This window comes from Marinilabilia salmonicolor JCM 21150, assembly GCF_000259075.1.
Classification (GTDB): domain Bacteria; phylum Bacteroidota; class Bacteroidia; order Bacteroidales; family Marinilabiliaceae; genus Marinilabilia; species Marinilabilia salmonicolor.
In genome coordinates, this window is record NZ_AJKI01000002.1 from 623,706 (window position 1) to 635,751 (window position 12,046).

General features: G+C 43.9%; 11 protein-coding genes and 1 tRNA gene. 8 read left to right on the forward strand and 4 right to left on the reverse strand.

Features of this window, described 5'->3' with window-relative positions:
* Positions 1-65: 65 nt before the first annotated feature.
* Positions 66-782, forward strand: a complete 717-nt coding sequence (locus W7W_RS0103345; RefSeq protein WP_010662430.1) for a DUF6261 family protein — start codon at positions 66-68, stop codon at positions 780-782.
* Between the two features lie 33 nt (positions 783-815).
* Here the strand turns inward: W7W_RS0103345 and W7W_RS0103350 are convergent, their stop codons facing one another.
* Positions 816-1,622, reverse strand: coding sequence for a hypothetical protein (locus W7W_RS0103350; RefSeq protein WP_025006638.1), 807 nt, complete (start codon positions 1,620-1,622; stop codon positions 816-818).
* A 55-nt stretch (positions 1,623-1,677) separates the two neighbouring features.
* Between W7W_RS0103350 and W7W_RS0103355 the strand changes: the two genes are divergently transcribed.
* The 4 genes from W7W_RS0103355 to W7W_RS0103370 all read left to right on the forward strand — a co-directional run bounded on the left by W7W_RS0103355 (position 1,678) and on the right by W7W_RS0103370 (position 5,409).
* On the forward strand, positions 1,678-2,727 hold the full coding sequence (locus W7W_RS0103355; protein WP_010662432.1) for a glycosyltransferase: 1,050 nt from the start codon (positions 1,678-1,680) through the stop codon (positions 2,725-2,727).
* Positions 2,728-2,753: 26 nt separating this feature from the next.
* Positions 2,754-3,092: a 30S ribosome-binding factor RbfA gene (gene rbfA / locus W7W_RS0103360; RefSeq protein ID WP_010662433.1), complete on the forward strand. Its 339-nt coding sequence runs from the start codon at positions 2,754-2,756 to the stop codon at positions 3,090-3,092.
* A gap of 35 nt (positions 3,093-3,127) precedes the next feature.
* Complete coding sequence (locus W7W_RS0103365; RefSeq protein WP_010662434.1) at positions 3,128-3,958, forward strand: class I SAM-dependent methyltransferase; 831 nt, start codon at positions 3,128-3,130, stop codon at positions 3,956-3,958.
* A gap of 212 nt (positions 3,959-4,170) precedes the next feature.
* Positions 4,171-5,409 carry an ABC transporter permease gene (locus W7W_RS0103370; protein WP_010662435.1) on the forward strand — a complete coding sequence of 413 codons (1,239 nt, stop codon included), beginning with the start codon at positions 4,171-4,173 and terminating at the stop codon, positions 5,407-5,409.
* On the opposite strand, the gene dusB is transcribed toward W7W_RS0103370, so the two are convergent.
* Positions 5,385-6,383, reverse strand: a complete 999-nt coding sequence (gene dusB, locus W7W_RS0103375; RefSeq protein WP_025006637.1) for a tRNA dihydrouridine synthase DusB — start codon at positions 6,381-6,383, stop codon at positions 5,385-5,387. The two genes, W7W_RS0103370 and dusB, sit on opposite strands and share 25 nt — an antisense overlap.
* A 266-nt stretch (positions 6,384-6,649) precedes the next feature.
* On the opposite strand from dusB, the gene W7W_RS0103380 reads away from it, so the two are divergent.
* A complete protein-coding gene (locus W7W_RS0103380) occupies positions 6,650-8,659 on the forward strand; it encodes a tetratricopeptide repeat protein (protein WP_010662437.1) in 2,010 nt (669 codons plus the stop codon).
* Between the two features lie 88 nt (positions 8,660-8,747).
* A complete protein-coding gene (locus W7W_RS0103385) occupies positions 8,748-9,500 on the forward strand; it encodes a LytR/AlgR family response regulator transcription factor (protein WP_234408300.1) in 753 nt (250 codons plus the stop codon).
* A 42-nt stretch (positions 9,501-9,542) separates the two neighbouring features.
* On the opposite strand, the gene trpS is transcribed toward W7W_RS0103385, so the two are convergent.
* Entirely contained in the window at positions 9,543-10,532 is a 990-nt protein-coding gene (gene trpS, locus W7W_RS0103390; RefSeq protein ID WP_010662439.1) for a tryptophan--tRNA ligase, read from the reverse strand.
* A gap of 71 nt (positions 10,533-10,603) precedes the next feature.
* Positions 10,604-11,584 (reverse strand): adenosine kinase, encoded by a 981-nt coding sequence (locus tag W7W_RS0103395; protein WP_010662440.1) that lies wholly within the window; start codon positions 11,582-11,584, stop codon positions 10,604-10,606.
* Between the two features lie 179 nt (positions 11,585-11,763).
* Here W7W_RS0103395 and W7W_RS0103405 point away from each other — a divergent pair.
* Positions 11,764-11,837 (forward strand) — tRNA-Asn (locus W7W_RS0103405).
* The last annotated feature ends 209 nt before the right edge of the window (positions 11,838-12,046 follow it).

Sequence of the window (12,046 nt, forward strand, 5' to 3'; positions counted from 1 at the left end):
AAACCCGGATTGTCATTTTTTGTGTTTTTCAGAGAGTTTTTTAACTCCCAAACCCTATAATAATTATGCTAAAATCTTTAAACTTTTCCCAGCTCCTTTCTTTCGACCTTTACGATCTTGCCAAAGTGACCCTGCAGATTTATGATCATTGTCCTGTGAATAAGGGCGAGCTCATGACTTTTGTGGAAGATGTCAGAGAGAGTCTTGTCAGTTATGAACAAACCTTTCAGAGAAGGGTAATCAGTTGTGTGATGGAGCGTAAAACACTCCAGGCAAGTAAACGGGATGAGGCTTATATTGCTTTCTATCGTTTTGTGGAAGCATCCTGTCACAGGGCATCAAAAAAACACAGTATTCTTGGTACAGAGTTACTTTCTGTATTGCAACAGCATGCCTGGCAGACTAAGAGTGATGGTTATCAGCGACAATCCACCGGGTTGCCGGCACTCATAAAAGAACTTAAGCACGACTATTATGAGATGATAACGCGTCTGGGTGCAGCCGACTGGTTTGATGAGTTGGTGATAGCACAGAATGAGTTTGATGATTTGAGCGACGAAAAAAAGATTGGTGCTTTTAAAGATATTTCGGTGCGGGAGACCCGCCCGCTTCTGGAGAGTTCGCTGCGGTCATTGTACTGGATAACCGACCGGTTGTATCAGTCGGCACCCTCTGAAGAGTTGGGTTATGTGGTTCACAATCTGAACAATGTGGTTCGGAAGCTTACCAGCAAAGTGGAGAGGGATGTTTGTGTGGAAATATTCAGTGATATGGTATCCTGAAATAAGAGTCAGAACAAAAATGAATAGACCGGGTCAGATTTTCTGCCCGGTATTTTTTTTGGCTTTACTGATTCTCCGGTAGGTGGTTCCTGCAAATCTTTCACTTAGTTCATCAATCAGGTCACTGTGTTTTTCCAGTTTTAAAAGACCTTGCCAGTCCTGCTGGTCTTCCATCTGTCTGGAGAGTGCGGGGATGAGTCTTTTGGAGAGTGCAATGTTAATCAGATCATCAATGTTCAAAGCGACGAGAGTTTTTGATATTTGTTTGTGATCCTTCAGGATTTCCAGATAATCTTTGGAAGAGATGTTTTCTTCGGAGAGTATTTTATTGCGTTTGGCCAGTTTGTCAAATACTTCTTTAAGTTTTTTGGTTTCTTCACGGGGCAGTCCTGCAGGAATAAAAGCAGTCCCCGAAGATGTTTCAATTTCCCCGGATTCTGTTACCTTTACAAAGGTGAAAACTGAGCCCTGGTGCCATGCTTCCAGTGAGTTGCATAGTCTTCTGTTCTTTTCGATGTGTCCGATGTTGTTTCCATTGGGATCCAGTATGTCAACATTGTATTTATCGTGTTCATCTGGGCGTACACAGGCTGTACCGGTTATGATCCCGGGAATGATGAATGGAGCATTTTTTGTGAGCTGTTTTACTTCAGCTTTTTTTATTCCCGTTGTTTTATACAGTTCTTTGCCAGTAGCTTCCGGAGTGGTTGACGTTTTTGGTGAATGATCAGAACCGGGCTGTGATGTGGATTCTTTCTTTTCTGAATCTGAAAGCATTCGGGCTACAGCAGAAACAGTAGTTCCGGCAATTGAAAGCAGAAAGGCAGTTATTCTTCTCATGGATACCAGGATTTTTAAGTTCTTGATTTGCAAGATATAAAAAAATAATAGATTAATGAACATACTTTTTATTTGTTCTTCCAAAGTGTGGGGAGGTAATGAGAAATGGGTCTCCAATGCCATGTCAGGACTAAAGAAACGGCACAATGTTTTTTTTATTGGAAAGGATAATCATCTCCGGGGACGTTTTGATTCTGACATTCCTTTTTATTCGGCTTCTTTTGGTTCTGTTCTTGATTTATCCTCCCTGCGGAAAATAGAACAGGTAGTTACCGACAATCAAATAGAGGTCATTGTTTCCACCAAAAAGAAGGAGTATGTACTTGGCGGGCTTGCAGCAAGGCGGCAGGGAGTAAGGCATTTTCTGAGGCTGGGAATCGTTCGTAAAATGAAGTGGCCTTTGTGGCATCGGTGGGTTTATGGTCGGCTGAACGACGGAATTATTGTGAATGCCCACAGGATAAAGCAGGAACTTATGCGCTATTCGTGGATGAGAGAACATCCGGTGAGAGTCATTTACAACGGAATGCCGGGATTGAAAGAGATGACGGTTTCTTCTGCATCAACCGTTTCTTTTATGGTGCTATCCACGGGAATGCTAACCCGCCGCAAGGGATTTCACTTGCTTATTGATGCCCTGGCTCAATTGCCTGAAGAGATAAAATCAGTTTTACAGGTGCATTTGTTGGGCAAAGGCAGGGAGGAAGAGTCCCTGAAAACGCAGATTAGGAAACTTGGGTTGCAGAAGATTGTTTCGATGGAAGGGTTTACAAGTCCTGATCCATGGTTGAAAAGAGCCTCTCTGTTTTGTCTTTTTTCGGCCAATGAAGGGATCAGCAATGCCCTGACAGAGGCTATGGCAGCCGGTGTTCCCGTGCTTACCACTGACGCGGGCGGTGCTGCAGAGTTTATTGTCAACGGTCAAAACGGGTTTCTGGTTGAGAGAGACGTTGAATCTATTGCTGCAAAGCTAAAAGAACTTATTGCAATGCATCCCAAAGAACTACGCGCATGTGGTCAAAAAGGGAAGGAAACGGTATCGTCACTTTTTGATACCGACAGGATGGTGGCCGAGTTGGAAATGTGTTTGCATAATTTTGCCTAACTTCGTGCATTAAAATCAAAATAAACATGGACAGTACTCGTCAAAAGAAGATAGGAAGACTCATTCAAAAGGATTTGAGTGAGATGTTTCAACGAGAAGTAAAGGAGGTTACAGCAGGTGGTCTTGTGTCGGTGACCGTGGTAAGGGTTACACCCGATCTGGGCGTCGCCAGGGTCTATTTGAGCATCTTCCCGACGGAACGAAAGCAGGAAATTTATGACAAGATTAAGGAGCATACTTCTCAGATAAGGTTTGCCCTGGGTAAGAGAGCAGGAAAACAGTTGAGAGTTATTCCGGAGTTGGAATTCTTTATCGATGACAGTCTTGACTATATCGACAATATTGACAGGTTGTTGAATGAATAACCCGATTGACGGATGCTTTAATTTGTAAGGAAGCTATGCAGTATGATCCTATAAAACGTTCGTTGGGACGTGTTTTTAATGCTACACCCGGATTCAGGGTGTTGTTTTACCGACTCTTGAATTTATTGCTTTTGCGTTCGTGGTATATCCGGCGTGAGTTGAAAAAATGGGCTTCGCTACAGGGGAGTCAAGCGAGCATTCTTGATGCAGGGTCCGGATTTGGTCAATACAGCTGGTCCATGTCCCGACTCGGGGCAGGTTATCGCATCCTTGGCGTGGATGTAAAAGAGGAACAGGTGGCCGATTGCAACTGGTTCTTTGAAACTCTTGGAAAGGGAGATCGGGTAACCTTTAAAACAGCCGATCTTACCATTTTTGATGAGCCTGAATCATACGACCTGATTTTGTCGGTTGATGTGATGGAGCACATTGAGGAAGACCGGAAGGTTTTTCATAATTTTTTCAGCAGTATGGCACCGGGTGGTATGTTGTTGATTTCCACGCCGTCCGACAAGGGGGGCTCGGATGCCCATGAGCATGGAGAGGAGGGTATCTCCGGCTTTATTGATGAACATGTGCGTGACGGATACAACATGGACGATATTCGGGAGAAGTTGGAAGAAGCCGGCTTTTCGGAAGTTGATTGTCGTTACTCTTACGGAAAACCGGGGCATATTTCCTGGTTGCTCTCAATGAAGTTTCCCATTACAATGCTCAATAAAAGTAAACTCTTTTTTGTGTTGTTACCCTTTTATTATTTGGTGTTCTGGCCTTTGGCTGCAGTTTTGAATCGGATGGACATTTCCATGCAACATAAAGAGGGAACCGGTTTAATTGTTAAGGCACACAAACCGATGCAAAAATAGAATATGGTTCATGATGCGGACCCGGGAACCAATAATTCGTCTCTGTCCATAAACTAAGCGTTTTTCACGTGTTTGAATTAGAAAGTTCAAATTCAAGGCGTGTGAAAAATCTAAACTGCAGAATACTAATGTATTTGAGGATTTAGACTTTGAGCAACAACGTAGAAGTTGGACTTTATAGACAAACACTAATTCAGGTAATTTTTAATCGAATGAAGCTGGCTCTCCATATAGCACTGAGGTATTTGTTTGCCAAAAAATCTCAAAATGTCATCAATGTTATCTCTATGATTTCGGTGACAGGGGTTCTGGTAGGATCTTTAGCGCTGATTGTTGTGCTTGCCGTATTCAACGGACTTCACGGCCTGATTGGATCATTGTATGGTTCGTTTGACCCTGAACTAAAGGTCTCGCCCGATCAGGGACGTGTTTTTTATCTGGATTCCATTCCTTATCAGAAAATTTTGGGGATGCAAGAGATTGCCGCTGTTTCGCAGGTGCTGGAAAGTCAGGCTTTGCTGCGCTCAGGCAACCGGCAGGTACCGGCAATTATAATGGGTGTGGATGACAACTTTGCTGAAGTCTCGGGCATTGATTCTATTATCATCGAGGGAGAATACAAGCTGCAGGAGGGAATGCAAAACTTTGGTGTCATCGGTTATGTGCTTGCTGATCAGTTGGGTTTGCGGCTCAATTTTGTGAAGCCACTGGTGATGTATGTTCCCCGCCGTACCGGACAGATCAATATGATGCGTCCGGATCTGTCCTTTCGTAAGGAGTATATTCACCCGTCAGGAATGTTTGCTGTTCAACAGCTCGATTACGATTCGCGTTATCTGGTTGTCGGTATTGATCAGGCTCGCAGCTTGTTTGAATACGGTGACGGGGTAGTGTCGTCACTGGGAATTTCTTTGAATCCTGGCGTTGATACTGATGATTTTAAGCACCGTATGGAAGAACTTCTCGGAGCTGGGTTGGTTGTTCAGGATCAACATGAACAGCACGCAACCTTTTACAAGTTGATGCGGGTGGAGAAACTCATGGCCTATCTGATTTTGCTTTTTATCCTGGTGATTGCTCTTTTTAATGTTATCGGCACCTTGTCACTGCTTATTTTTGAGAAACGGGAAAGTATCGGTACGCTCAGGAGTATGGGGGCCGGGAGAACCTTAATCAACCGGGTGTTTCTGATTGAGGGCTGGTTGATTTCGTTGGCCGGTGTCACCGCAGGGGTGCTTTTAGGCGCTTTGCTGGTATGGATTCAACAGCAATACGGACTGTTGCGTTTTGGTGGCGGTGGCACCTTTGTGGTGGACGCCTATCCTGTGGCACTGCAATGGGCCGATATGGTGTTGGTTTATGTAAGTGTCTCCGCTATAGGATTTTTGGCCGCCTGGTATCCAGTAAGGGTGATTGTTCGTCGTTACTATTCGGAGCAGGGTGAGGAGTGATTGGCCCATTTCAGAGAAATCTCACTCAGTATTTCATTGAGTTCTTCAATACTCTCTGTCCGCAACATTTTTATCTTCAGGGGTCTAAAGTTTTCCAGTCCCTTAAATGTTACTGCAAGGTGACGTCTTGAATGGAGAATCCCCCGTCTTTCACCCAGCCATTTCACGGACATATTCACCTGTTCCCGAATCATCTCCACATGCTCTGCCATGGTAGGAGCCGGCAACAACTCACCGGTGTCAAGGTAATGTCTGATTTCTTTAAAAATCCAGGGGCGGCCTATGGAAGGACGACCCACCATCAGAGCATCTACTCCGTAGCTATCCAGGTATTTGCGTGCCTTTTTCGGTGATGTGATATCCCCGTTTCCAATGATGGGAATGTGCATTCTGGGATTGTTTTTTACTTCACCAATCAGGGTCCAGTCAGCTTCCCCGGTGTACATCTGTGCTCTTGTCCGTCCGTGAATGGTAAGTGCCTGTATGCCGGTGTCCTGTAGCCGCTCGGCCACTTCGACAATGTGTTTCGAGGATTCATCCCATCCCAATCGGGTCTTAACTGTTACAGGAGTTTTTACTGCTTTGACGATGGCTTCGGTGATGGCAATCATCTTTGGGATGTCGCGCAACATTCCTGCACCCGCTCCCTTGGAAGCAATCTTTTTTACAGGGCAGCCAAAATTGATGTCGATGATGTCGGGATTGGCCTGCTCGGCGATTTTTGCCGCTTCTGCCATGGCATCAATTTCTTTTCCGTAAATCTGTATGCCCACAGGACGTTCTGCGTCATTCAACTCCATTTTTTTTAGCGTCTTATCCACTTCACGGACCAACGCATCCGATGACACGAACTCTGTGTACATCAGGTCGGCACCATATCGCTTGCAGAGTTCCCTGAACATCCGGTCGGTAACGTCTTCCATTGGGGCCAGAAGCAGCGGTTCAGCCCTGAGTTGTAAATTCCCTATCTTCACTGTTATCCATTTTAGCCTGCAAAGATAACCCTTCATCAAAAAATGAGAAATGGGTTTGTCCGATTAGCTAAAAAAAACTGTATTTTGGTGGACAATCCGATTAAAATTCCTCAAATTTCGGGTTGATCTTTAAGACCTTGCCGGAAAAGGCAGACAGGTTTCCCCGGGCGGTGAATTGTTTTAGAAACGGGCGATTTTTTTATTTTTTATGAGATTCACCGGGAAATCTTAATTGAATGGCAGAAAGAATAAAATTCTGAAATATTATGCAAAGACTTCAGGGCCTGGTGTTTATTTTTTTTCTATTGACAATCTCCTGTAGTAAATTTGGGGATCAGGGTGAGGTTTTGCCTAAGTCGGAAGAAGACAGGCTTCCCGGAACTGACTCCCTGGTGGTCGAACAGCTGATTGAGAAATCCTTTTCTCACTATGGTCAGGGCGGAGTGCATGTGGATATTAATGACCGTTATCTTGCCGAGGCGGAAGAGATAGCCCGGAAAAACGAAAATATCTATCAACTTGCCCGCATTTATAATCTGTTGGGGCAACGTTACAGAAACCGGGCCGATTACGGAGAAGCCATGAAGTTTCATCAAAAAGCGCTGGAGTTTGCTACCGTTGCCAATAAAAAGGAGCTTTTGGCAAGTGTCTATAATCAAATCGGGGTGGTTTACCGCCGCATTGATGACAATCCTATGGCGCTTGAGATGCATGTGAAGGCACTGGCGCTCGCCGAAGAAGCTGCTGATTCACTGACCATAGGTGCAGCCATCAACAGCATCGGAAATGTGAATTTCAATCTGGGACGGTATCTTTCTTCCATTGAATATTTTAAGCGGTCACTGGCCATGTCGAAGGCTCAGAAGAATAAGTTGGGGCTGGCCATTAACCACAACAATATGGGGGAGTCATTACTCAGGTTAGGTCAGGTGGATTCAGCACTTTATCATTTCTTTACCTCTCTTGATTACAATTACCAGATCAGCAGTAAGGTGGGGCAGTCCATCTGTTTTAACAGTCTGGGAGGGGCTTACATTGTTCTGGAGCGGCCGCATAAGGCACTCGAATATTTAGAGAAAGCTTTGCACCTTAATGAGGAACTTGGTGATTTAATGCAGGTGGCCATCAGTCATTCCAAAATTGGAGAGACCTACCTGGGTATGGGCCAGATGGAAGAAGCAGAAAAACACCTGAAGGAAAGCCTGGAAATTGCAAAAAGCATCGGGGTGTTGTATCAGATTGAGGAGGGTTCCCGTTTGTTATCAGAATTGTATGAAAAGAAAGCGGATTTTGGAAAAGCACTTGAATTCTTTAAAACTGCAGCAGTTTACAGAGACAGCATCATCAATACCAAGAATATTAACCATTTGGCTACTCAGGAAGCCATCCTTGAATCGGAGAGACAGCGGGAGAAAATTAACCAACTGAATCAGGAGACGATCCGTCAGAAATCGATGCTCGACCGACAGCGGTTTTATTTAATTACTGCATTGATTATTGTCGTCACTATTTCGTTTGCCATATTCATGATTGTAAGGCAGCTGCAGCTGAGGAGCCGGTACAAAAATGTGCGCCACCAGCAACGATTGTTGCGATCTCAAATGAATCCGCACTTTATATTTAATGCGTTAAGCGCCATTCAGGTCTATATTCTGGAACATGACATTGAAAAATCATCCCGGTTTTTAACTGATTTTGCACGGTTGATGCGTCAGGTTTTGCGAAGTTCGACCCATGACTACATTTCCCTGAAAGAGGAGGTTCAAATATTGAAATATTACCTCGAACTTCAACGACTTCGATTTTCAGAATCATTCGATTACGGTTTGCATATTGATGAATCGCTGAAGATGGAGCAAGCCATGGTTCCGCCAATGCTGACCCAGCCATTTATTGAAAATGCCATCGAACATGGGATCAAACCAATTGGCAATGAAGGTCAGATTCAGATTCACTTTAAAAAGGATAAAAACCGTGTGGTGGTTGAAGTGGAAGACAACGGAATTGGAATTGACGCATCCAAGGAAGCCAGCGAAAAGGAACGCAGTCACGAATCCATGGCCATTAAAATCACCCGTGAACGACTGGATATGTTACGGAGAGACTCCGGTGGACGAACCGAACTTTCCATCAGAGATAAGAAGCAGATTAATCCCTTTGATCGCGGGACCATTGTCCGGATTGTTATTCCTCTCGTGGAAATTGATCAACACGGGAAAACTGTTTCCCGTCAGAAGAACAATTTTTTAAAGACAGAGTCTGTGTCGGTACAATAGATAATTTGTGAATAAGAAACATTATTAACCAACCAGAAATAACAAGCAAACCCGTACCCGAAAGATACAAGATGTACAAATTTAAAAAATGATGAAGAAGGTCTTGATTGTTGAGGATGATCGGGTGATGCAGAAAATTGTGGAAAAGATTCTAATGCACCATTTTCCGGAGTTTGAACTTTTGGGGGCAGTTTCATTGGTGTCGGAGGCGGTTGAGGTCATTCACAAAAAGGCACCGGATCTTTTGATTATGGATATTGCATTGCCGGACGGGACTGCATTTGATCTTTTGCAGAAGGTGGAGTTTTACAATTTCAAGGTTGTTTTCATGTCGGGGCATGAAGATTACCGGGAGGAGGCCATTCAGTTTTCAGCGATGGGATTTGTAAAAAAGCCGTTTGATGTATCCGATCTGGTTCTGGCAGTTGATAAAGCCTGCGAAGCCATTGATGAGGTTGATTATCACTATAAACTGGAGGTGCTCCTGACCAATGCAAATCTTCCTGCCGCCTCACAGATGGTGGTTTTTCCAACCGATGGGGGTTTAAAGGCCGTTTCTTTATCTTCCATTCTGTTCGGAGAGGCAGTAGCCGGAGGTTGTTTTATGCATCTGGAAGACTCAAAATCCCTGTTTGTTTCCAGACCATTGCGTTACTATGAGCAACTTTTCAGCAATTTTGGATTTTTACGTTGTCATCCGTTGTATGTGGTAAATCTCAGGCGAATTGAGAGTCTGGATGAAAAAAACACCCTGATATGGCTCGATAATGGCATGGAGATTCCCATGGAGGCCAGGAAATATGAAGCTGTAAAAAAAAGGTATTACGATATAATTCCGTAATACCTTCTGATTGTTTTTTGTGTGATGCCTCAGTACTTTATTTTAAAAAGGTTTGAAACCAATAATTTCTCTCACCTCTTTTACTGTTTTTGATGCACTGGCATGGGCTTTTTCTTTTCCCATTTGAGCAACCTTTCTCAGGTAGGCGTCGTCGGCAGCAATGGCATTGATTTTTTCCCTGATGGGATTGGTGAAAGCAATGATGTCTTCTGCCAGTTTTTTCTTTAAGTCACCGTAGCGAATCGTACATTTTGCGTAGTCTTCTTTAAATTGATCAAGGACTTCTTTTTTTGAAACCACCTCCATGATGGTAAAAAGGTTTTGTACGGGCTCACTGACGGGCGAGTCGGGTGTTGTGGGGCCGCTGTCGGTCACAGCTTTCATCACTTTTTTGCGTATGGAAGCAGGTTCCTCGGCCAGAAAAATGCCATTGCCTTCGGATTTGCCCATCTTTCCGGAACCATCCAGTCCGGGAATCTTTATAAGTGACTCACCGAAGTTAAAAGGTTGCGGAATGGTGAAATAATCAGTTTCATAAATTCTGTTGAAGCGATTGGCAAATTTGCGCGTCATCTCCAGGTTTTGTTCCTGATCTTTTCCCACCGGCACTTTTGATGCCTGATGAATAATGATGTCTGAGGCCATAAGCACCGGATATGTCAGCAGGCCGGCATTTACATTTTCAGGCTGCTTCCGGGCTTTGTCTTTGAAAGAGGTGGTGCGTTCCAGCTCTCCCAGGTAAGCATTCATATTCATCAGCAGCGTCAATTCTGCAACATCAGGTAAATCACTTTGAATATAAATGGTTGCTTTTTCAGGATCAAGACCTGCTGCCAGGTATTCTGCAAGAATCTGACGCACATTTCCGTGCAAATCTGCCGGGTGTGGGTGTGTGGTCAGTGAGTGGTAATCGGCAATGAAGAAGAAGCAGTTGTAGTTTTCCTGCATTTTCAGAAAATTTTTAACTGCACCAAAATAATTGCCGAGATGAAGGTTTCCCGTGGGCCGAATACCACTTACAACAGTTTCCATAATATATATCGTTCTTTTGTTTGATTATTTGCACAACGCCTGCAAAAATAGCAAAATAATTTGTGTATGGCTTAGTTCATCAGCGCTGCAACTTCTTCTTTAATCATATCCCAGGTGGCATCATCCATTTTTGGGCCAATTACTTCAATGACTTTTCCGGCAAGTAAAGAGCCGATGCGGCCACATTGTTCCATGGAGAGACCGTGAATCATTCCGAAGAGAAATCCGGAAGCATACAGGTCGCCTGCACCGGTGGTATCCAGGCTTTCAACCTGAATGGGGGCAATTTTCACGATTTCATCATGATGTTTGATAACAGAGCCTTTCTTTCCGAGTTTTAAAACGGTAAGATCACAAAATCCGGAAATATTGTGAAGTGCTTCCTCTTCTGCCAATCCGGTAAAGGCTTTGGCTTCTTCCTCATTGGCAAAAAGAATGTCCACATATTTCTCCACCATTTCATGCAGAAACTCCAGGTTGTCTTCCACTACATTAAAACTGGCAAGGTCAAGAGAAACCTTCAGTCCTTTAGACTTGGCAAGCTGAAGGGCATGACGGATCAAGTCACGGTTTTGTACCAGATATCCTTCTATATGCAATATGCTGTAATCGTCGAACAGGCTGTCTGGAATTTCGTGGTGCGCCAACTCAACTGCAGCACCCAGAAATGTGGCAAACGTTCTTTCCGAGTCCGGACTGATTAGTGCAAAGGCACGTCCTGATTCGTTGTCGCTTTCCAGCAAATAAGGTTTAATGCTCCTCTTTTCCAGATCGGAACGGAAAAACGCTCCCCACTCATCTCTTCCTACTTTGCCAAAGAAACCTGTATCGACACCCAGGTTTGCAAGTCCGTGAATGGTGTTGGCAGCTGATCCACCCGATGCCTGATTGCGGGGAAAGTCACGAGTCGCCAGTAAAACATTGGCCACTTCTTTAACATTTACCAGTTGCATCGACCCTTTTGGGTATTTTAATTCGGAAAGAATGGTGTCGTCCTGTAATCGGGTTAAAATATCTACCAGCGCGTTGCCCATCCCAATAACCTTGCTCATAATGTTTTCTGTTTTAATTTTTGGAGTGCAAAGATGAGGATTTTTTTAGAAAGCAGGAATTTTTTTAAAAAAATGCATTGGAGCCCTTGCACAGTTAAAATAAAGGTCATATTTTTGCAACCGCAATCAGATAAAAGCAACGGCTTTTAAAAAACAAGAAATTGTTGCTTTGCATTTATTCCTCAGTAGCTCAGTTGGTTAGAGCGGCGGACTGTTAATCCGTAGGTCGTAGGTTCAAGTCCTACCTGGGGAGCTGGAAGTCATCCTGGATTCAGGGTGACTTTTTTTGTTTTATGGCAGATAATTATTTGCTAAACTTAATTAGAGTCTGTCCATAAACTAAGCGTTTTTCACGTGTTTGAAATAGAAAGTTCAAATTCAAGGCGTGTGAAAAAACGAAACCGCAGAATACTAATGTATTTGAGGATTTAGATTTTGAGCAACAACGCAGAAGTTGGACTT